18 protein-coding genes are annotated in these 21,889 nt (G+C 61.9%); 8 read left to right on the top strand and 10 right to left on the bottom strand.

Annotated elements, in window-relative coordinates; genetic code table 11:
- Window positions 1-119 precede the first annotated feature (119 nt).
- On the bottom strand, window positions 120-1,133 hold the full coding sequence (locus tag ACWPWQ_RS08295) for a LacI family DNA-binding transcriptional regulator (protein ID WP_454009523.1): 1,014 nt from the start codon (window positions 1,131-1,133) through the stop codon (window positions 120-122).
- Window positions 1,134-1,383: 250 nt separating this feature from the next.
- Here ACWPWQ_RS08295 and ascF point away from each other — a divergent pair, with 250 nt between their 5' ends.
- Complete coding sequence (ascF, locus tag ACWPWQ_RS08290; RefSeq protein WP_265435613.1) at window positions 1,384-2,838, top strand: PTS cellobiose/arbutin/salicin transporter subunit IIBC; 1,455 nt, start codon at window positions 1,384-1,386, stop codon at window positions 2,836-2,838.
- A 33-nt stretch (window positions 2,839-2,871) separates the two neighbouring features.
- Window positions 2,872-4,302 (top strand): 6-phospho-beta-glucosidase, encoded by a 1,431-nt coding sequence (locus ACWPWQ_RS08285; protein ID WP_454009522.1) that lies wholly within the window; start codon window positions 2,872-2,874, stop codon window positions 4,300-4,302.
- A 106-nt stretch (window positions 4,303-4,408) separates the two neighbouring features.
- Here the strand turns inward: ACWPWQ_RS08285 and purF are convergent, their stop codons facing one another.
- From purF to lrp, 7 genes are all read right to left on the bottom strand, one after another.
- Window positions 4,409-5,929, bottom strand: a complete 1,521-nt coding sequence (gene purF / locus ACWPWQ_RS08280) for an amidophosphoribosyltransferase (RefSeq protein ID WP_139435468.1) — start codon at window positions 5,927-5,929, stop codon at window positions 4,409-4,411.
- A gap of 18 nt (window positions 5,930-5,947) precedes the next feature.
- Window positions 5,948-6,439 (bottom strand): CvpA family protein, encoded by a 492-nt coding sequence (locus ACWPWQ_RS08275; protein ID WP_005325372.1) that lies wholly within the window; start codon window positions 6,437-6,439, stop codon window positions 5,948-5,950.
- 186 nt (window positions 6,440-6,625) lie between these two features.
- The gene (gene serS, locus ACWPWQ_RS08270) at window positions 6,626-7,921 is read right to left on the bottom strand and encodes a serine--tRNA ligase (RefSeq protein WP_139435466.1); all 1,296 of its coding nucleotides are present in this window, start codon (window positions 7,919-7,921) and stop codon (window positions 6,626-6,628) included.
- A gap of 287 nt (window positions 7,922-8,208) precedes the next feature.
- Window positions 8,209-9,546 carry a replication-associated recombination protein A gene (locus ACWPWQ_RS08265; protein ID WP_202045356.1) on the bottom strand — a complete coding sequence of 446 codons (1,338 nt, stop codon included), beginning with the start codon at window positions 9,544-9,546 and terminating at the stop codon, window positions 8,209-8,211.
- Window positions 9,547-9,698: 152 nt separating this feature from the next.
- Window positions 9,699-10,307 carry an outer membrane lipoprotein chaperone LolA gene (gene lolA, locus ACWPWQ_RS08260; protein ID WP_319916925.1) on the bottom strand — a complete coding sequence of 203 codons (609 nt, stop codon included), beginning with the start codon at window positions 10,305-10,307 and terminating at the stop codon, window positions 9,699-9,701.
- A 69-nt stretch (window positions 10,308-10,376) separates the two neighbouring features.
- Entirely contained in the window at window positions 10,377-12,881 is a 2,505-nt protein-coding gene (locus ACWPWQ_RS08255) for a DNA translocase FtsK (RefSeq protein ID WP_429159303.1), read from the bottom strand.
- Between the two features lie 192 nt (window positions 12,882-13,073).
- Window positions 13,074-13,565, bottom strand: a complete 492-nt coding sequence (lrp, locus tag ACWPWQ_RS08250; RefSeq protein WP_005300047.1) for a leucine-responsive transcriptional regulator Lrp — start codon at window positions 13,563-13,565, stop codon at window positions 13,074-13,076.
- A gap of 150 nt (window positions 13,566-13,715) precedes the next feature.
- On the opposite strand from lrp, the gene ald reads away from it, so the two are divergent.
- From ald to ACWPWQ_RS08235, 3 genes are all read left to right on the top strand, one after another.
- Window positions 13,716-14,831, top strand: coding sequence for an alanine dehydrogenase (ald, locus tag ACWPWQ_RS08245; protein ID WP_205641603.1), 1,116 nt, complete (start codon window positions 13,716-13,718; stop codon window positions 14,829-14,831).
- A 183-nt stretch (window positions 14,832-15,014) separates the two neighbouring features.
- Window positions 15,015-15,965: a thioredoxin-disulfide reductase gene (trxB, locus tag ACWPWQ_RS08240; RefSeq protein WP_139435455.1), complete on the top strand. Its 951-nt coding sequence runs from the start codon at window positions 15,015-15,017 to the stop codon at window positions 15,963-15,965.
- Window positions 15,966-16,021: 56 nt separating this feature from the next.
- Window positions 16,022-17,263, top strand: coding sequence for a diguanylate cyclase (locus tag ACWPWQ_RS08235; protein ID WP_404838329.1), 1,242 nt, complete (start codon window positions 16,022-16,024; stop codon window positions 17,261-17,263).
- A gap of 102 nt (window positions 17,264-17,365) precedes the next feature.
- Here ACWPWQ_RS08235 and ACWPWQ_RS08230 read toward each other — a convergent pair whose 3' ends face one another.
- Window positions 17,366-17,836 (bottom strand): outer membrane lipoprotein, encoded by a 471-nt coding sequence (locus ACWPWQ_RS08230; RefSeq protein WP_139435451.1) that lies wholly within the window; start codon window positions 17,834-17,836, stop codon window positions 17,366-17,368.
- 17 nt (window positions 17,837-17,853) lie between these two features.
- Between ACWPWQ_RS08230 and aat the strand changes: the two genes are divergently transcribed.
- The 3 genes from aat to infA all read left to right on the top strand — a co-directional run bounded on the left by aat (window position 17,854) and on the right by infA (window position 19,561).
- Window positions 17,854-18,561, top strand: a complete 708-nt coding sequence (gene aat, locus ACWPWQ_RS08225; protein ID WP_319913751.1) for a leucyl/phenylalanyl-tRNA--protein transferase — start codon at window positions 17,854-17,856, stop codon at window positions 18,559-18,561.
- On the top strand, window positions 18,558-19,274 hold the full coding sequence (locus ACWPWQ_RS08220) for an arginyltransferase (protein WP_139435447.1): 717 nt from the start codon (window positions 18,558-18,560) through the stop codon (window positions 19,272-19,274). The genes aat and ACWPWQ_RS08220 overlap by 4 nt, the downstream gene beginning before the upstream one ends.
- Before the next feature lie 68 nt (window positions 19,275-19,342).
- Window positions 19,343-19,561 (top strand): translation initiation factor IF-1, encoded by a 219-nt coding sequence (gene infA / locus ACWPWQ_RS08215; protein ID WP_005300033.1) that lies wholly within the window; start codon window positions 19,343-19,345, stop codon window positions 19,559-19,561.
- A 69-nt stretch (window positions 19,562-19,630) separates the two neighbouring features.
- Here infA and clpA read toward each other — a convergent pair whose 3' ends face one another.
- On the bottom strand, window positions 19,631-21,883 hold the full coding sequence (gene clpA, locus ACWPWQ_RS08210) for an ATP-dependent Clp protease ATP-binding subunit ClpA (RefSeq protein ID WP_106886978.1): 2,253 nt from the start codon (window positions 21,881-21,883) through the stop codon (window positions 19,631-19,633).
- Window positions 21,884-21,889 lie beyond the last annotated feature (6 nt).

Raw genomic sequence — 21,889 nt, 5'->3', positions numbered from 1 at the left:
TGGACTCTCGGGTGGGTCTTGATCGGCAAATATTGATGCGGCCGGATACGGCGGGCGAGGCCCGCGAAGGGGGCCAATGCTAACGGATCCCGCCCCGCCTGCCCAGCACAGAGGCAGCCTCACTCCAGCAGGCGCTTGAGGGAATCGCGCCGGACCAGCTTGCCACTGAAAGAGGGCAGCGCCTCGGGCTCCCCCTCCTCCACCATGGTGATCAGCCGGCTGATGGTCTCCTGGATCATCTCGGTCACCGGCATCTTGACGCTGGCCAGCGACGGAATGACGTAGGGAGCCAGGGCGATGTCGTCGAACCCCACCACGGAGACCTGCTCCGGCACCGACACGCCGCACTCGTGCAACTGCTTGATGGCGCCGATCGCCATGTCATCGTTGCTGGCGATCAGAGCACTGAAGCTCACCCCGCGCGCCAGCAGGGTCGAGACGGCGGCCGCGCCGCAGGCGGGGGTCCACTTGCCAGGGGCGATCAGCGCCTCTTGCACGGGAATGCCGTGCCGGGCAAGGGCATCGCGGTAGCCGGCGAGGCGCTCCATGCCGGTGGGGGAATCCGCCGAGCCTGTGATGAAGGCGATGTCGCTGTGCCCCATCTCGACCAGCCTCTCCACCACGGCCGCGGCGGCAGCCTGCTGATCGGAGTAGACGCAGTGCGCCGGGTGGCGCCGCAGCCGCCGGTTGAGCACCATGATGGGCTGGGAGTGCTGCTCGATGAGCTCGTCCATCTCCTCAACGCCGAGAAAACGCGGGTAGATGATGACGCCGTCACAGCGGGAGTCGAGCAGGTACTGGATGGCCTGTCGCTCCTCCTCGGCGCTGTGCTTGCCATCGGCCAGGATCAGCTGCCGGCCCCTATCTTCGGTCAAGCGCGCCGCGTGGGAGAGCAGCTCGCTGAAATAGACGCCGTGATAGAGGGTGTTGGTCACCACCAGCCCCAGGGTCTGGGTGTTTTTGGTGGCCAGCTGCCTCGCCAGCAGGTTGGGGCGATAGCCGCTCTCCTCTATGGCCTGGAACACCCGATCCCGGGTCTCCTGGCTGGTATAGCCATTGCCCGACAGCACCCGGGAGACAGTCGCCTTCGACACCCCTGCCCGCTTCGCCACCTCCAGCATAGTCGTCATCATCTTCCCCTCTTCTCGACGGGCCGCAGTGTACTGCACGGGACCCGCTTGTGCTAACGAGAATGGGCGCAGGCCAACCCTTTCAGTGATCCCATTCACGCTTCTGCACAATGGCGGTGCGACCGTCTTGTCTGTGAGCATGAAACTGCGCATGCTATGTGGAACCGGTTCCACAATGCAGTTTCATTCCCGCTCTTCCCGTCGTCAATGACGGGGATCGACAGGCCTCATTTGGTAAGAAGGATACGACTAGATGTCAAAGAACTACGCGGCCCTGGCCGGCAAGGTCATCACGGCCCTCGGCGGAACCGGCAACATAGTCGCCGTGACCCACTGCATGACGCGCCTGCGCTTCGTGCTGCAAGACCCCACCCTGGTGGACAGTCCCACGCTCAAGGCCACTGCCGGGGTACTTGGGGTGGTCAGCAGTGATAACCAGTGCCAGGTGATCATCGGCAACATGGTCTCCCACGCCTATCGCGAGGTGCTTGCCCAGTTGCCGGAAGGCGCACGGGGAGACCTGCCAGCGGCCAAGCCAGGCTTCAGCCTGCGCCGCATGGGCGCCGCCATCCTCGACGCCCTGATCGGCACCATGTCGCCGCTCATTCCGGCCATCATCGGCGGCTCCATGCTCAAGCTGCTGGCCATGGTGCTGGAGATGACCGGGGTGCTGGAGAAAGGCTCCTCGACCCTCACCATACTCACGGTGGCCGGGGATGGCGCCTTCTTCTTCCTGCCCCTGATGGTGGCCGCCTCCGCCGCCGTCAAGTTCAAGACCAATATGTCGCTCGCCATCGCCATCGCTGGCGTGCTGGTGCACCCCAGCTTCATCGAGCTGATGGCCAGGGCCGCCGAGGGGGAGCAGGTGACCTTCGCCCTGATCCCGGTCACCGCGGTGAAATACACCTACACAGTGATCCCGGCCCTGGTGATGACCTGGTGCCTCTCCTACATAGAGCGCTGGGTCGATCGCATCACCCCGGCGGTGACCAAGAACTTCTTGAAGCCCATGCTGATAGTGCTGATTGCGGCGCCGCTCGCCATCCTGCTCATCGGCCCCATCGGCATCTGGATTGGCACCGCCATCTCTGGCCTGGTCTACACGGTTCACGACTACCTGGGCTGGCTGTCGGTGGCCATCATGGGGGCGCTCTGGCCGCTGCTGGTGATGACCGGCATGCACCGCGTCTTCACCCCGACCATCATCCAGACCATCGCCGAGACCGGCAAGGAGGGCATGGTGATGCCCTCGGAGATAGGCGCCAACCTCTCCCTCGGTGGCTCCTCCCTGGCCGTCGCCTGGCGCACCAAAAACCCCGAACTGCGCCAGACTGCGCTGGCGGCGGCCGCCTCCGCCATCATGGCGGGGATCTCCGAACCCGCCCTCTACGGCGTCGCCCTGCGATTGAAGCGCCCCCTCATCGCCAGCCTCATCAGCGGCTTCATTTGCGGCGCCGTGGCCGGCATGGCGGGCCTCGCCAGCCACTCCATGGCGGCCCCCGGGCTCTTCACCAGCGTGCAGTTCTTCGATCCGGCCAACCCCATGAGCATCGCCTGGGTGTTCGCCGTGATGGCGCTCTCAGTGGTGCTCTCCTTCGTGCTGACCCTAGTGATGGGCTTTGAAGACATACCGGTGCAGGAGCAGGCACCCCGGACGCCAGCCCGGGCCGACGCGGCCATGCCGGGCCAGCCGGCCACCAGCCTGTGAATTCATCTCATCCGACATGACAAGAGGTAACCGATGTCGATAACCAGATTTCCCCAGGGTTTCCTGTGGGGCGGCGCCCTGGCCGCCAACCAGGCGGAAGGCGGCCATCGCGAGGGGGGCAAGGGGCTGACCACGGTGGACATGATCCCCCATGGCGCCAACCGCATGGCGGTCAAGCTTGGCCAGGAGAAGCGCTTCACCCTGCGGGATGACGAGTTCTACCCAAGCCACGAGGCCATCGATTTCTATCACCGCTACAAGGAAGACATCGCCCTGATGGCCGAGATGGGCTTCACCGTGTTTCGCACCTCCATCGCCTGGAGCCGGCTCTACCCGAACGGCGACGAGCCAGAACCCAACCCCGAGGGCATCGCCTTCTACCGGGCCCTGTTCCAGGAGTGCAGAAAGTACAACATCGAGCCCCTGGTGACCCTGTGCCACTTCGACGTGCCCATGCACCTGGTGGTGGAGTACGGCTCCTGGCGCAACCGCCAGATGGTGGACTTTTTCACCCGCTATGCCCGCACCTGCTTCGAGGCGTTCGACGGCCTGGTGAAGTACTGGCTCACCTTCAACGAGATCAACATCCTGTTGCACAGCCCCTTCTCCGGGGCGGGGCTGGTGTTCGAGGAGGGGGAGCACCAGGAGCAGGTCAAATACCAGGCGGCCCACCACGAGCTGGTCGCGAGCGCCCTGGCGACCCAAATTGCCCACGAGGTCAATCCGGCAAACCAGGTGGGTTGCATGCTGGCGGGGGGCAGCTTCTACCCCTACTCCTGCAAGCCGGAAGATGTCTGGGCCGCGCTGCAAAAGGAGCGAGAGAACCTGCTGTTCATCGACGTGCAGGCGAGAGGCGCCTACCCGGCCTATGCGGCCCAGGTGTTTCGCGAGAAGGGGATCCGGCTCGTCAAGGCGCCGGAGGATGATGAGATCCTCACACACAGCGTCGATTTCGTCTCCTTCAGCTACTACGCCTCCCGCTGCGCCTCGGCCGACATGAACGCGGGCAACACCAGCGCCGCCAACGTGGTCAAGTCCCTGCGAAACCCCCACATCGAGGTGAGCCAGTGGGGCTGGGGCATAGACCCCCTCGGCCTTCGCATCACCATGAACAGCCTGTACGATCGCTACCAGAAACCCCTGTTCCTGGTGGAGAACGGCCTGGGGGCCATGGACGAGATCAACGCCGATGGCGAGATAGAGGACGACTATCGCATCGACTACCTGCGCGCGCACATCGGCGCCATGGGGGATGCCATCGAAGACGGTGTGCCGCTATTGGGCTACACCAGCTGGGGCTGCATCGATCTGGTCTCCGCCTCCACCGGCGAGATGAGCAAGCGCTACGGCTTCGTCCACGTGGACAGGGACGATGCCGGCCAGGGCACCCTGGCGCGCAGGCGCAAGAAGTCGTTCTGGTGGTACCGGCAGGTGATCGCCAGTAACGGGGAAGATCTGGCATGACGAGGGCCGCCCCGCAGAGGAAGGGGCGGCTTGCGACAGAGACAAAAACAGAGATGGGGGCCTGGGCCCCCATCTCTGTTTCATGTCGACGACGGTCAGAAAACGTTTAACTGCCTTCGTTGAAGATCTCCAGGTTGCTGGTCCCTTCCTGCCACTCGCGCACCGCCTTGCTGTCGTCGTTGCGCAGGGCGTTCAGGTGGTCCAGATAGCCCTGATCCACGTCAGAGGTCACGTAGTGACCATTGAACACCGAGGTCTCGAAGTGGCGCAGCTCGGGGTTGATCTCCCGCACCGCCTCTTCCAGATCTTCCAGATCCTGAAAAATCAGGCCATCGGCGCCGATCAACTTGCACACCTCTTCCACTTCACGGCCGTGGGCAATCAGCTCGTTGGCGGTGGGCATGTCGATGCCGTAGACGTTGGGGAAGCGGATTTCCGGTGCCGCCGAGGCGAAGTAGACCTTGGCCGCCCCTGCTTCACGGGCCATCTGGATGATCTGCTCCGAGGTGGTGCCACGGACGATGGAGTCATCCACCAGCAACACCTTCTTGCCCTTGAATTCGGAGCTGATGGCGTTGAGCTTGCGACGCACCGACTTCTTGCGCTGGGTCTGGCCCGGCATGATGAAGGTACGGCCGATGTAGCGGTTCTTCACGAAGCCCTGGCGGTAAGGCAGGCCCAGGGTGTGGGCGATCTCCAGCGCCACGTCGCAGGAGGTCTCGGGGATGGGGATGACCACATCCACGTCGAGATCTTCCCACTCCCGTGCAATCTTCTTGCCCAGCTTGCGGCCCATGTTGAGACGGGCGGCGTAGACGGAGACCTTGTCGATGCACGAATCGGGGCGGGCGAAGTAGACGTACTCGAAGATGCAGGAGCTCATCTGGGGGTTCTCCGCACACTGCTCGGAGAAGAGCTGGCCCTGCTCTGTGATGTAGATGGCCTCGCCCGGGGCGACGTCACGCACCGTCTCGAAACCGATGGCGTCGAGGGCCACGCTCTCGGAGGCGAGCATGTACTCCACCTGGCCCTGCTCGTCGGCGCGGCGGCCCAGGATCAGCGGACGGATGCCGTTGGGATCGCGAAAGCCGATGAGGCCGTGGCCGATCACCAGGGACACCACGGCATAGGCGCCGCGGATCTGCTGGTGCACCTTGCGCACCGCAGAGAAGATGTCCGCAGGGGCCAGCGCCATCTTGTCGCATAGATCCAGCTCGTGGGCCAGCACGTTCAGCAGCACTTCGGAGTCCGAGGTGGTGTTGATGTGGCGGCGGGCCACCTTGAACTGCTGCTCCTTGAGATCCTTGGCGTTGGTGAGGTTGCCGTTATGGGCCAGCACCATGCCGTAGGGCGAGTTCACGTAAAAGGGTTGGGCTTCAGCGGCACTGGAGCTGCCTGCGGTGGGATATCTGACATGTCCTATGCCGATATGCCCCTTCAGTCGCTGCATGTGGCGCACTTCAAACACATCCTTCACCAGGCCGTTGGCCTTGCGTTGCCGGAAGTTTCCACTGTCAATGGTCACGATCCCGGCGGCATCCTGTCCCCTGTGCTGCAACACCGTCAAGGCGTCGTAGAGGGCCTGATTGACGGGGGTGGTGCCAACTATACCGACAATACCGCACATGTCTTTGCTACCTCGAAGTCACTGTACCTGTTGAAGAAAACTGGACGAGTTCAGCATGAACCCGAAAAACCACTGGATCACCGGCTTGAACTCGGGAACCAGCTTGGACGCCACCCACCAGTCGCTCTGGGAGAGGCTGGTGAAGGTATCCATAAAAAACAGCAGGGCACTGACGATCAGTACCCCGCGAATGGCGCCAAAACAGACCCCCAGCACCCGATCCGTGCCGGAGAGTCCCGTCTTTTCCACCAGCAAGCCCACCACGTAGTTGACCACGCTCCCCAGGATCAGGGTCGCCACGAAGAGGGCGGCGATGGCCAGGCCGTTGCGCACCATGGCGTCGGAGAAGGAGGTGAAGTAGACGGCGAGATCCGGATAGAAATGGCTGGCAATGAAAAAGGCGACGAACCAGGTGACAAGGGACATGGCTTCCTTCAGGAAGCCGCGCACCAGGCTGATGAGGGCAGAGAAACCGACGATGCCGATGATGGCGTAATCAATCCAGACCATAGAAAAAGATGTCCTGCGAAATTGCGGCGCAGTCTAACAAAAACGATTGCGCAATGCTTGATAAAAATGTGTTAAAGGTTCAATGGAGCGCCGAAGGAGACCGCTCCTCGCCCCTGCCGGGGGCGGCTGGCGCCCAAATGCACAACGCCATGGCATGGCCATGGCGTTGTGGTCAGCAAGGGGGGCTTAGCCGATGTGGGTCAGGCCGCCCATGTAGGACTGCAGCGCCGCCGGGATGGCGATGCGGCCGTCTTCCTGCTGGTAGTTCTCGATCACCGCCACCAGGGTGCGGCCCACCGCGAGGCCGGAGCCGTTCAGGGTGTGCAGCAGCTGCGGCTTGCCGTCCACACGCACGCGGGCCTGCATGCGGCGCGCCTGGAAGTCGGTGCAGTTGGAGACGGAGGAGATCTCGCGGTAGGTGTTCTGGGCCGGCAGCCAGACTTCCAGATCGTAGGTCTTGGCGGCGCAGAAGCCCATGTCACCGGTGCAGAGCGCCATCACGCGATAGGGCAGCTCCAGCAGTTGCAGCACCTTCTCGGCGTGACCCACCATCTCTTCCAGCGCGTCCCAGGACTTCTCCGGGTGCACCAGCTGGACCATCTCGACCTTGTCGAACTGGTGCATGCGGATGAGGCCCCGGGTGTCACGGCCATAAGAGCCGGCTTCGGAGCGGAAGCAGGGGCTGTGGGCCGTCATCTTGATGGGCAGTTCCTGCTCGTCGAAGATCTCGTCGCGGGCCATGTTGGTGAGCGGCACTTCGGAGGTCGGGATCAGGGAGAACTTGCGCACCTTGCCCTCGTCTTCCCCTTCCCCCTCGATACCTGTGTTGAACAGATCCTGGGAGAATTTCGGCAGCTGGCCGGTGCCATACAGGCTGTCCGGGTTCACCAGGTAGGGCACATAGCATTCGGTGTAGCCGTGCTGCAGGGTGTGCAGGTCCAGCATGAACTGCGCCAGGGCGCGGTGCAGGCGGGCAATCTGGCCCTTCATCACCACGAAGCGGGCACCGGAGAGCTTGACGCCGTTCTTGAAGTCCACGCCCTTGACCGCTTCACCTATGTCGATGTGATCCCGTACCGGGAAGTCGAACTCGCGCGGGGTGCCCCAGCGGCGCACTTCCACGTTGTCGTTCTCGTCGCGACCCACCGGGGTGGTGTCGCTCGGCAGGTTGGGGATGGCGTCCGAGATGGCCTTGATGTCGGCCAGCAGTGCCTCGAGCGCGACCTTGCTGGTCTCCAGCTCGTCGTTGATCTTGGTCACTTCGGCCTTGAGCGGAGCCACATCTTCGCCGCGACGGGCAGCCTCACCGATGGACTTGGAGCGGGCGTTGCGCTCGGCCTGCAGCTCCTGGGTACGGGACTGCAGATCCTTGCGTTTCTCTTCCAGAGCATTGACAGCCGCTACGTCCAGCGCGTAGCCACGTGCAGCCAGACGAGCGGCGGCCTCTTCGATATCGCTGCGCAGATATTTGGGATCCAGCATGGTTTACCTACTTTTTTTAATGGGATCTGGGCCTGGGTCATCCGCCCTGGCGAGAAAACAGATCCGGAAGTTAACATCGGTTGGCGCACCCCTATGTCTTCGGAATCGGGCCTTCGAAATCAAGAAGATGGTGCAAGGCCAAGACAAGCGGGGTCAGAGGGGCAGTGTAGCAGACCGCCCCCCCGCCCGAACAGGGCGTATTGCTGTCGTTTTTGCCAAGTTTGACGGCATCGGCAGGCTTATCTTCGCCGATCCGAGGGATCCCCATGCCGCCCGGCAACCCGCCCTTACTTCTCTCTCTGGCGCGGGCTCTGCCGGTCCAGCTCGCGCAGATAGTCGAGCTTCTGGGCGATCTGCTTCTCGAGGCCCCGATCGGTGGGCTGGTAGTAGTGCTTGCCCGCCAGCTCGGGGGGGAAGTACTCCTCGCCGGCGGCATAGGCCCCAGGTTCGTCGTGGGCGTAGCGGTACTCGGCGCCATAGCCGAGCTCGCTCATCAGCCTGGTGGGCGCGTTGCGCAGGTGCGGCGGCACCTCGAAGTCCGGCAGGTTTTTGGCGTCATTGAGCGCCGCCTTCCAGGCGGTGTAGACCGCATTGCTCTTGGGGGCGCAGGCGAGGTAGACGATGGCCTGGGCGATGGCCCGCTCCCCTTCCGCCGGACCGATGCGGTGGAAGCAGTCCCAGGCCGAGAGCGCCACCTGCATGGCGCGGGGATCGGCGTTGCCCACGTCTTCCGAGGCAATGGCCAGCAAGCGGCGGGCGATGTAGAGCGGATCGCAACCGGCGCTCACCATGCGGGCATACCAGTAGAGGGCCGCATCCGGTGCCGAGCCGCGAATGGACTTGTGCACCGCCGAGATGAGGTCGTAGAAGTGATCCCCCCCCTTGTCGAAGCGCGCCACGTGCTCCCCCACCACGGCGGCGAGCAGGGCGCTGTCGATCACCCTCTCCCCTGCCCCATTGGCCTCGGCCATGTCGGCCAGGAGCTCCAGGTAGTTGAGGGACTTGCGCCCGTCTCCATCCACGGCTTTGGCCAGCGCCGCCTTCACCCCGGGGGCAAAGGTGAGGCTCGGGTCATTGAGGCCGCGGGGGTCTGTCATCGCCTGATCGAGCATGGCGAGGATGTCCTCCTCCTCCAGCCGCTTGAGCAGATAGACCCGGGCCCGGGAGAGCAGTGCATTGTTGAGTTCGAACGAGGGGTTTTCGGTGGTGGCGCCGATGAAGGTGATGGTGCCGTCTTCGATGTGGGGCAGGAACACATCCTGCTGGCTCTTGTTGAAGCGGTGCACCTCGTCCACGAAGAGGATGGTGCGCACCCCGCGCCAGCTGTTCTCCTTCGCCTTGTCGATGGCGGCGCGGATCTCCTTGATGCCGGAGGTGACCGCGGAGAGCCGCTCCACCTCGGCCTGGCAGTAGTGGGCCATCAGCTCGGCGAGGGTGGTCTTGCCGGTGCCGGGCGGTCCCCACAGGATCATGGAGTGGCAGTGCCCCGCCAGGATCGCCTTGCGCAGGGGCTTGTCCGCCCCCAGGATGTGCTGCTGACCGATATACTGGTCGAGGGTTTGCGGCCGCATCCTGGCCGCCAGCGGACGAAAGTCCGACGAGAAATCCAGCGACAAGTTGCTCATCTGTATTGACCGTTCAGTATCACGCATACCGCCATGGAAAAACGGTCCGACGCGAAATCCAATAAGAGGTTACTCATCTCTATTGACCCCCAGCGTCACGCCCGTCGCCGTTGACAGACGGGCTGACGATAAATCCAGCGACCGCCTGCTCATCAGCGCTGATCGTCCAGTGCGACCCCCTTGGGTATCTTGAACACGAACTCGTTGCCCTTGAGCACCGGCTTGCGGTTGAAGCTGCTCAAGACGAATTCGCTCCACTGCCCCTGGGCCTCTTTCACGTCGAACCGGCTGATGTTGTTCTGACGGTCGAAGGTGATGCGGAAGGAGGCGATCAGCTCGTCCTTGTTGCGGCTGGTGACTGTGTAAACATCCCCTTCCTGGGTCACGTCGTAGTTCTTCCAGAGCCCGACATCGTTGCCGGCAATCAGCACGAAGGGGGTGTTGAGCACCGCATCCTTCATCTTGAGGGCGGTGACCTGCTCGACGAAGGGATCATAGACCCACACATCCTTGCCGTCCGCCACGATCAGGCTCTCGTCCGGGGTCGTGGTGTGCCAGTTGAAGCGGTTCGGGCGCTGCACCAGCAGGGAACCGCTCGCCTTCTGCAGCTCCTTGCCCTTGCTGTCATAGACGGTCTGGGCAAACTTGGCCGAGAACAGGCTGACACCCGTCAGCTTCTGCTTGAGATCGCTGGCCGCATCGGCCCACACCTGGCTGCTGGCGAGCAACAGTACAGAACCCATCAATAATGCTTTTTTCATCGCGATTCCCGTTGAAGAGGGTCAGATAAAAGGCCATGTCCGCAGACATGGCCAGGATGATATGAAGGCTTAATCACGCACCGGGGGCGGTGCCAGCACGTCGCGCTGGCCGTTGCCCCCCGGAGAGCTGACGATGCCCTGGTTTTCCATCTGCTCGATGAGACGGGCCGCCCGGTTGTAACCAATCTTGAACTTGCGCTGCACGCTGGAGGTCGAGCCACGGCGGGATTCCACCACGAAGGCGACCGCCTCGTCGAACAGGGGATCCAGCTCCTCGTCACCCCCGCCGCCGTACTCGCCGCCACCGCCTTCGCCGTCCGACTCACCGGAGAGGATCTCGTCGATGTAGTTCGGCTCGCCGCGCAGTTTCCAGTCCGCCACCACCTTGTGCACCTCGTGGTCATCGACGAAGGCGCCGTGGACCCGGGTCGGGTTGGAGGTGCCGGCGGGCATGTAGAGCATGTCCCCCATGCCGAGCAGGGATTCGGCGCCGCCCTGATCCAGGATGGTGCGGGAATCTATCTTGCTCGACACCTGGAAGGAGATCCGGGTCGGGATGTTGGCCTTGATGAGGCCGGTGATCACATCCACCGAGGGGCGCTGGGTCGCGAGGATGAGGTGAATACCGGCCGCCCGCGCCTTCTGGGCGATACGGGCGATGAGCTCTTCCACCTTCTTGCCGACGATCATCATCATGTCGGCGAACTCGTCCACCACCACCACTATGTGGGGCAGCTTCTCCAGCTCCGGCGGCATCTGATCCATGGAGTCACCCGGACGCCACAGGGGATCCCGCAGGGGCTCGCCCTCGGCGGCCGCGGCCAGCACCTTGTCGTTGTAACCCTTGAGGTTGCGCACCCCGACCGCGGACATCAGCTTGTAGCGACGCTCCATCTCGCCCACGCACCAGCGCAGGGCGTTGGCGGCATCCTTCATGTCGGTGACCACCTCGGTCAGCAGATGGGGGATCCCTTCGTAGACCGAAAGCTCCAGCATCTTGGGGTCGATCATGATGAAGCGCAGATCGTCCGGTGTCGACTTGTAGAGCATGGAGATGATCATGGTATTGACCCCCACCGACTTGCCCGAGCCCGTGGTACCGGCCACCAGCAGGTGAGGCATCTTGGCCAGGTTCACCACCACGGGTTCCCCTGCTATGTCCTGCCCCAGCCCCATGGTCAGCGGATTGTGGCTGCCAGAGAAAGCCTCGCAGTCCAGGGTCTCACGCAGGTAGACGGTCTGGCGCACCCGGTTGGGCAGCTCGATGCCGACGAAGGTCTTGCCCGGGATAACCTCCACCACCCTCACGCTGCTGGCGGACAGCGAACGGGCAAGATCGCGCGACAGGTTGGTGATCTTGCTCGCCTTCATGCCCGGCGCCAGATCCAGCTCGAAGCGAGTGATGACCGGGCCCGGATAGACGCCGACCACCTTGGCCTGGACGTTGTAGTCGGCGAGTTTCGCCTCCACCAGCCGGCCCATGCGGTCCAGCTCGTCCTTGCTCATCATCTGGGTCTTGGCGGGCGGGCGGTCGAGCAGCTCTATGCTCGGCAGCGGCGCCATGGCGGGCTGGGGGCGGCGCTTGGGTTTGACCGGTGCGGCCACCACTGGCGCGTCAGCCTCCTCCCCTTCCGCCCAGGGCAGATCGAGTTCGTCATCCCCGTCATCGGCCAGGGCCGGCTGACGGCGGGCAGTGGCAACGGCGGCGCGCTTGGGTCTGGCCACGGGCGCCGGCTCGTCCTCTTCATCATCGAATTGCGGATCGAACTGGAAGGTGTCGTCATCGAGCTCCGGCAGCCATTCGTCAGATTTTGACTTCTGGCTCCCCTTGGCCTTGGGGTTGCGCGTCCAGCTGCTATGGGGCTCGTCCTCTTCCTCGTCGAGATCCAGAGCGCCCACGCCCCCTTCCAGCAGGGGATCCGGCCCCTCAAAACGGGGCTGGCGCCAGCCGCCGGTGAGCCAGCGACCCAGGGTCGTCGGGAAATGGTAGATGGCGCTGACGCTGCCGGTGCAGGTGGCACCGATCCGCTCGACTATGGTGAGCCAGGACCAGCCGGTGAACAGGGTGATGCCGGTGGCCACGAAGCAGAGCAGCATCAGGTTGGCCCCGACGCCGCCAAACAGGGGCACCACGGCGGAGGCGATCACGTCTCCCACCAGGCCGCCTGCGGAGAAGTTCTGCAAGTCATTGAAGTTCATGCTGGCGATGGCGGACATGCCGAGCACCGTCAGGACGAAGCCGATGATGCGTACCGACAGGGTGAGATAGTCCACCTCCAGCAGCCGGCTCGGGCGCCAGAACAGACTCCAGCCAAGCAGCACCACCAAAGGTGGCACCAGATAGGAGAAGGCCCCGAAGGTGAACATGGTGATGTCGGCGAGCCAGGCACCGGCGCTGCCCGCCAGGTTCTTCACCTCTCCCTGCCAGGAGGTCTGGGACCAACCGGGATCGGCGGGATGGTAGGTCAACAGGGCAAGCAAGAGATAGGCAGCCATCAGGGTGATGGCGATCAAGACGGCCTCGAAGATCCGTTGCGTACCTGACAAAGGAGTAAACAGCTTTTTATCGGCCAAACTCCGGCTCCTTTCTGAAAACATGTAATGCGGGGATAGGGGGCCTAGTATCCCTGAAAAGCCCACCGATTGTCAGCCAGTGCCTGAGGGCGGGGCCATGAATACAGTAATAAGAAGAAACGAGCGGACCGGCCGCTCGTTTCTGACTATCGTGACTCGTCGTGGTGCTTGCAAGTCACAGCACAATCCCGCTTATCGGGTGCTGATCACCAGACGGCTGCTCTGCTTGACCTCTTCCATGACCACATAGGTACGGGTGTCATTGACGCCGGGCAGACGCAGCAGGGTTTCCCCCAGCAGACGGCGATAGGCCGACATGTCGCTGACGCGGGTCTTGAGCAGATAGTCGAAATCACCGGACACCAGATGGCACTCCTGGATCTCTTCGAGCACCTGAACAGCCTTGTTGAACTGTTCGAATACGTCGGGGGCGCCACGATTGAGGGTAATTTCCACGAACACCAGCAGAGACGCATCCAGATAATGAGGGTTCAGAATAGCGGCATATCCTTCGATATAACCTTGACGCTCGAGGCGACGAACCCGTTCCAGACACGGTGTGGGACTCAGGCCAACTCGTTTGGACAACTCAACGTTCGAAATCCTGCCATCCTTTTGCAGTTCATTCAGAATGTTGCGGTCAATCCTGTCCAAATCCTTTAGCCGACTCTTAGCTTCCATCATTTAATTCCATCCTTTGGCTATTTTTTGGTAAGAATCACCAGTCATTTTATAATAATGGTCACAAATCCTGTCAATACCTGAATATACTAGGCGCAAATGTTGCTTAACATCTGAGCAACATAAACCACCAATCGATAGACGAGGGATAGCATGATTATCGGTGTACCTAAGGAAATAAAAAACCATGAATATCGCGTAGGCATGGTTCCGGCCAGTGTACGTGAACTGACAGCACGAAACCATACCGTTTTCGTCCAAAGCGGCGCAGGAAATGGCATTGGCTTCAGTGACGCAGATTATCTGGCTGCCGGAGCCGAAATTCTGGCCTCCGCGGCAGACGTTTTCGCCAAGGCCGAGATGATCGTCAAGGTCAAGGAGCCCCAGGCGGTGGAACGCGCCATGCTGCGTCCGGGCCAGACCCTCTTTACCTACCTGCACCTGGCGCCAGATCTGGCCCAGACCCGGGAGCTGGTCGACAGCGGCGCCGTCTGCATCGCCTACGAGACCGTCACCGACGGCCGTGGCGGCCTGCCCCTGCTGGCCCCCATGTCGGAAGTGGCCGGACGCATGTCTATTCAGGCCGGCGCCCAGGCGCTGGAGAAGTCCCGCGGCGGCAGCGGCGTGCTGCTCGGCGGCGTGCCCGGTGTGGAGCCGGCCAAGGTGGTGATCATCGGTGGTGGCGTGGTGGGTTCCAACGCAGCCCGCATGGCCATCGGCCTGCGTGCGGACGTGACCATACTCGACAACAACATCGACACCCTGCGCCGTCTTGACAGCGAGTTCCAGGGGGCGGCCAAGGTGGTCTACTCCAATCGCGAGACCCTGGAGCGCCACCTGCTGGCGGCGGATCTGGTCATCGGCGGCGTGCTGGTGCCGGGCGCCACTGCGCCAAAACTTGTCAGCCGTGACCACATTGCACGCATGAAGCCGGGCTCCGCCATCGTGGACGTGGCCATCGATCAGGGCGGCTGCGTCGAGACCTCTCACGCCACCACCCACGAGGATCCCACCTTCATCGTCGACGAGGTGGTGCACTACTGCGTGGCCAACATGCCGGGCGCCGTGGCACGGACCTCCACAGTGGCCCTGAACAACGCCACCCTGCCCTTCATCATCAAGCTGGCGGAACAGGGCTATCGCGGTGCACTGCTCGGCGATCCCCACCTGTTGCACGGCCTGAACGTGATGGCGGGCAAGATCACCTGCAAGGAGGTCGCCGTGGCGCACAACCTGGCCTACACGGATCCCCTGACCCTGCTGAACTGATCCCGCCCCCGCAAGGGAGCGTCGATGAGTGAAAATCCGCCCGCGATGGGCGGTTTTTTTATGGCGCAATCCGGCCACCCTCCCCCCTCTTTGGCGATTGCCACAATCGACGCCCTGGCCTTTGACCCCGGATCACGAATTACCTACAATCGCGCAAACTCATCACGTCTCGGAAAACACATCATGAGCCAAGTCACTCATAGCAAACTGCTGATCCTGGGATCAGGCCCGGCGGGTTACACCGCCGCCGTCTACGCCGCCCGCGCCAACCTCAATCCCCTGCTCATCACCGGCATGCAGCAAGGTGGTCAGCTGACCACCACCACAGAGGTGGAAAACTGGCCAGGGGACGCGGAAGGGCTGACCGGCCCGGCCCTGATGGAGCGCATGAAAGAGCATGCGGAAAAATTCGATACCCGCATCCTGTTTGATCACATCAATGAAGTGGAGCTGACCCAGCGCCCCTTCCGTCTCAAGGGTGACAACGGTGAATACAGCTGCGACGCGCTGATCATCGCCACCGGCGCCTCCGCCAAGTACCTGGGGCTGCCTTCCGAGGAGTCCTTCAAGGGTCGTGGCGTCTCCGCCTGTGCCACCTGTGACGGCTTCTTCTATCGCAACCAGGAAGTGGCCGTGGTCGGCGGCGGCAACACCGCCGTGGAAGAGGCGCTCTATCTGGCCAACATCGCCAAGAAGGTGCACCTCATCCACCGCCGCGACGAGTTCCGCGCCGAGAAGATCCTGATCAAGCGCCTCAATGACAAGGTCGAGAGCGGCAACATAGTGCTGCACACTCACCAGACCCTGGACGAGGTGCTGGGTGACAACATGGGCGTGACCGGCGTGCGCCTGCGCAGCACCCGCGACGACTCTACCTCCGAGCTGCCGCTGATGGGGGTCTTCATCGCCATCGGCCACCAGCCCAACACCCAGATCTTCGAAGGCCAGCTGGCGATGGAAAACGGCTACCTCAAGGTGCGGGGCGGCCTGGAAGGGTTCGCGACCCAGACCAGCATCCCGGGCGTGTTTGCCGCCGGCGACGTGGCCGACCACGTTTACCGTCAGGCGATCACCTCAGCCGGTACCGGCTGCATGGCGGCGCTGGATGCCGAGCGATATCTGGACGCACAATAAGCACAAGGATATAAAGGGCATGCCAAGTGGCATGCCCTTTTCTTTTAAGGAGCCGGATGAAACGGAAAATTTTGATTGTGGAAGACAGCCTGACGGTGCGCCGCATGTTGACCCAGGCCATTGCGCAGCAAACCGGGCTGGAGATAGATGCGTTCGATACCCTGGAGGGAGCCCGTGACTGCCAGGGCGAAGAGTACGTGGTCGCCCTGGTGGATCTCACCCTGCCGGATGCCCCGAGCGGAGAAGCCGTCAGCGTGCTGCTGGCGCGAGGTCTGCCCGTGGTGATCCTCACCGCCGACATCAGCGAGGAGAAACGGGAAGCCTGGCTGGAGGCCGGAGTGCTGGATTACGTGATGAAGGATTCACGCCACTCCCTGCAATACGCCGTCAGCCTGGTGCACCGCCTCTACCTCAACCAGGCCATCGAGGTGCTGGTGGTGGATGACTCCCGCACCTCCCGTCATCGCACCGCCGCCCAGCTGCGCAAGCAGCTGCTGCTGGTGCACGAGGCAACCTGCGCCCGGGATGCCCTGGCCCTGCTGGAGCAGTACCCCGCCATTCGCCTGATGCTGGTGGATTACTACATGCCGGAGATAGACGGCATCAGCCTGGTGCGGATGCTGCGGGAGCGCTACAGCAAGCAGCAGCTCGCCATCATCGGCATCTCGGTGTCGGACAAGCACGGCCTCTCTGCCCGCTACCTCAAGCAGGGGGCGAACGATTTTCTCAACCAGCCGTTCGAGCCCGAGGAGCTGCAGTGCCGGGTCAGCCACAATCTGGAGGCCCTTGAGCAGTTCAACAGCATCCAGGAGTCGGCCAATCGCGACTACCTGACCGGGCTCTACAACCGGCGCTACTGGTTCAACGAGGGACAGAAGTGGTTCGAGGAGCATCAGCGTCAGCAGGCGCAGCTCGCCCTGTGCGTGCTCGATGTGGATCATTTCAAGCAGGTCAACGATCACTGGGGCCATGCCATCGGCGATGAGCTGCTCTGCCACCTGACCCGGCTGCTCACCCAGTTCTTCCCGGATGCCATGATAGCCAGATTCGGTGGCGAGGAGTTTGCCCTGATGGTGCCCCACTGCCCGGTGCCCGTGCTGCTCAAGCGACTGGAAGGGTTGCGACAACAGCTGCGTCAGCAGCCGCTGTCACGGGAAGTGCCGCTGTTTGTACGCGCCAGCTTTGGCGTCATCAATGTCGGGCGGCTCTCCATGGACGAGGCGCTCTGCGAGGCAGATCGCCAGCTGTATCAGGCAAAGAACACGGGTCGTGACAAGATAGTCTCCCAGGACGCCTGAGCACGTCTCGAGTGAGACGCTCCGTGTAGTACCGCCCGGCGCCCCTTGCGGCCGCCGGGTTATTCTCCCTCCTCACACCATCCCTGCCGCCCACGGGTTTCCTCAATAGGTCTTGTCGACCCGCACCCCATCGCTGAAATAGAGGATGCGCACCTTGTCTCCGCTCGCAAACACCATGGCCGGATCGTAATCCTGGATCACGTTGATGAGCCCGTCCTGCTCATTGCGGATCAAGAGTTCCACCAGCTTGTTCTCCACCACGCTGCCGCCGGACTGATAGTGCTGCACCGCGGCCGCCCCCGCCAATGCCCCCACGGCGGTGGCGATCTCCCGCCCATGACCGCCGCCAAACTGGTTGCCAAGCAGCCCCCCCAGCACGGCGCCACCCAGGGTTTTCCAGCCGGTATGCTCGGACTCCACCACCTGGCGCTGGGTGATGTTGCGCACCGTATCCACCTGGCCAAACACCACCTGATCCACGGGGCGCGCCGTGTTGCGCTCATAGGGTGCAGCCCAGGCGGGCGCCGTGACAAAGCCGAGCAAGCTGGATACTATCAGGATAATGGCCTTCATCTGTGAACCTCTGTCTTATGTCTCGCTATCTCACCGAACTGGATGATGAGCTGTGCTGGTTTCCCTCCCCCAGCCATGCGCTGGAAGAGCCCAACGGCCTGCTGGCGATCGGGGGAGATCTCTCCCCTGCTCGATTGCTGGCAGCTTATCACAGCGGGATCTTTCCGTGGAATGAGCCACACCAGCCGCTGCTGTGGTGGTCGCCGGATCCCAGGGGGGTGATAGTGCCCGATGAGCTGCACATAGGGCGCAGCCTGCAGAAGTGTCTGCGCCGCACCCCCTTCGACATTACCATCGATAACGCCTTCGATGAGGTGATAGCGGCCTGCGCCGCCCCCCGTCGTAGCGCCAGCGGCACCTGGATAAGCGCCCCCATGATCGACGCCTATCGGCAGTTGCACCGCCTGGGCCATGCCCACTCCGTCGAGATCTGGCAGGATGGTAAGTTGCAGGCGGGGCTCTATGGCCTCTCTCTTGGCCGCCTCTTCTGCGGTGAATCCATGTTCAGCCGCATCGATAACGGCGCCAAACTGGCCATGGTGGCGCTCTGTCGTCACTTTTCACGCCATGGGGGGGCCCTCATCGACTGCCAGATGCAGAACGACTTCCTGGCCACCTTGGGGGTCCAGGAGTGGCCAAGAAGCCGGTTTCTGACCACATTGGCGAGCCTGATCAGGCAACCACTGCAGGACGGTTGCTGGCAGCAGAGGAGAATCAGTCTATGACAGAAGAAGTGATCCTCAAGGTAGGCCTGACCCCCAGACACCCGTGCAGCTACCTTGGCCATGAGCAGGAGCAGTTGCTGGTACTGATGGATCATGAGCTGCTCAATGCGGCCGGTTACGAACGACTGCTGACGGCGGGATTCAGGCGCAGTGGCAACGACATCTATCGCCCCCATTGCCCGGCCTGCAGCGCCTGCCAGTCACTGCGCATCCACAGCGAGCGTTTCGTGCCGAACCGTAGCCAGAAGCGCGTTCGTCAGCTGAACCGGGATCTCGAGCTGGTACTGAGTTACGACGACAAACCCGAGTATTACCAGCTCTATGAGCGCTACATCCGCGAGCGCCACCACGATGGTAGCATGTACCCACCGAGCCGGACCCAATACAAGGGATTCCTGCACTGCGACTGGATGCCACCGCTCTACATGGAGATACGCAAGGAGGGACGCCTCATCGGGGTGGCCACCACGGACCTGCTCCCCCACTCCATGAGCGCCATGTATACCTTCTTCGATCCCGATTATGCCGACCGATCTCTGGGCACCTTTGCCATTCTGAGCCAGTTGGAACTGGCCAGGCGCACCGGTCGCAGCTGGCTGTATCTGGGCTATCTGGTGGAGGCCTGTCGCAAGATGAATTACAAGCGCCAGTACCTGCCCCACGAGCTGCTGGTACAGGGAGAATGGAAAAATATCGACACCAAGCCCGAGTAAACTTTACACATAGCCTTAAATCCGGCATGATCCAGCGGTTTTTTGTTGTGGCTTATCAAGAGGATTCAATGGCTAAAGAAGACAGTATTGAGATGCAGGGTACCATTCTCGAAACCTTGCCCAATACCATGTTCCGTGTGGAACTGGAAAATGGTCACGTGGTTATCGCTCATATTTCCGGCAAGATGCGCAAAAACTACATCCGTATCCTGACTGGGGACAAAGTAACGGTGGCTCTGACTCCGTACGATCTCTCCAAGGGACGTATTGTTTTCCGCTCTCGCTAAGCCAGGAATTCAGCAAAAAACCCCAGCCTCGCGGTTGGGGTTTTTTGTCGTTTCTGGCCTCAATCACATTTAGTGAGAGACAGCTTCAACATTGACCTGGAAGTCAAAGCTGAGGCTGTTATTCACCAGCTCCACTCTCACCACTCCGCCATCGACCAGTGAGCCGAACAGGATCTCGTTGGCCAACGGCTTCTTGAGGTGTTCCTGAATGACCCGTCCCATGGGTCTTGCACCCATTGCCCGATCATAACCCTTCTCGGCCAACCAGTGGCGCGCCTCTTCAGATACCTCCAGTGACACCCCTTTGGCATCCAGCTGTACCTGCAGCTCGACGATGAACTTGTCGACCACCTGATGGATCACCGTCATGTCCAGATGGTTGAACCAGATGGTGTGATCGAGCCGGTTGCGGAACTCTGGACTGAAGGTCTTGTTGATCACCGCCATGGCGTCGTGACTCATGTCCTGCTGCTGGAAGCCAATGGACTTGCGCTGGGTCTCCTGCACGCCCGCATTGGTGGTCATCACCAGGATCACGTTGCGAAAATCGGCCTTTCGTCCGTTGTTGTCCGTCAGGGTGCCGTTGTCCATCACTTGCAGCAGCAGGTTGAAGACATCCGGATGTGCCTTCTCGATCTCGTCAAGCAGCACCACCGAATGGGGATGCTTGAGCACCGAGTCGGTCAGCAAACCACCCTGCTCGAAGCCCACATAGCCGGGAGGCGCCCCGATCAGGCGGGAGACGGTATGGCGCTCCATGTATTCGGACATGTCAAAACGCAGCACCTCGACCCCGAGCGCCTTGCCGAGCTGCTGGGTGACTTCGGTCTTGCCCACCCCGGTCGGGCCAGCAAACAAGAAGCAGCCCACAGGGCGACGCTCGTTACCAAGGCCGGAACGCGACAGCCGGATGGCATCGGTCAATACGGTGATGGCCTTGTCCTGGCCGAACACCACCATCTTTAGATTGCGCTCCAGGTTCTTCAGCACCTCCTTGTCGGAAGAGGAGACTGATTTCTCCGGGATCCGGGCAATCTTCGCGACTATGGCCTCGATCTCCGGCACGTTGATCACTTTTTTACGCTTGCTGACTGGCAACAGACGTTGCCCCGCCCCCGCCTCGTCGATCACGTCGATGGCCTTGTCCGGCAGGTGTCGATCGTTGATGTACTTGGCGGAGAGCTCCACTGCGGCGCGGATGGCCTTGACGGTGTAACGCACGCCATGGTGCGCCTCATAACGGCTCTTGAGCCCCATCAGGATGCGAGTGGTGTCATCTATGCTCGGCTCGACGATATCGATCTTCTGGAAGCGGCGCGCCAGTGCCCGATCTTTCTCGAAGATCTGGGAATATTCCTGATAGGTGGTTGATCCCACACAGCGCAGCAGACCATTGGAGAGCAGCGGCTTGATGAGGTTGGCCGCATCCAGCTGACCGCCGGAGGCTGCACCCGCCCCAATGATGGTATGGATCTCGTCGATGAAGAGGATGGCCCCTTCCTGGCGCTCGATCTGCTTGAGCAGTACCTTGAGACGCTTCTCGAAGTCGCCGCGGTACTTGGTGCCTGCCAGCAGGGAGCCCATGTCCAGAGAATAGATGGTGCTGTTTGCTATCACCTCGGGCACATCACCCTTGACGATACGATAGGCGAGCCCCTCGGCGATGGCAGTCTTGCCCACGCCAGCCTCCCCCACCAGCAAGGGATTGTTCTTGCGGCGACGACAGAGCACCTGGATGGTGCGACTCAGCTCCTGATCGCGACCGATCAGCGGGTCGATGCGCCCCTCCAGCACCAGCTGGTTGAGGTTGGTGGCAAAGCTCTCGATCTGGGCGGAGGAGACCTCATCATCGGACTCGGCATTGTTGCCGCCACTCTCGGGCTTGCTGTCTTTGCGCACCCCGTGGGAGAGGAAGTTCACCACGTCCAGCCGGCTGATTTCGGCTTTTTTCAGGAAGTAAGCGGCCTGGGACTCCTGCTCGCTGAAGATGGCGACCAGCACATTGGCACCGCTCACCTCGGTATTGCCCGACGACTGGACATGGAACACGGCACGTTGCAGCACGCGCTGGAAGCCAAGGGTCGGTTGGGTTTCTCTGTCTTCGTCATCGCGGGGGATGAGCGGGGTCGTTTGATTGATGAATGCGCGAATTTCCTTGCGCATCTGCTCCACATCCGCACCACACGAACTCAGCGCCTCATGGGCTGAGCTGTTATCCAGCAGGGCTAACAACAGGTGCTCGACGGTCATGAATTCGTGGCGCTCGTCACGGGCCAGTTTGAAAGCCTCGTTCAGCGTCTTTTCTAGATCTTTGTTCAACATAGGCAC

Source organism: Aeromonas sp. Marseille-Q7275 (genome assembly GCF_965119515.1).
This window is presented reverse-complemented; position numbering and strand designations above follow the sequence as displayed.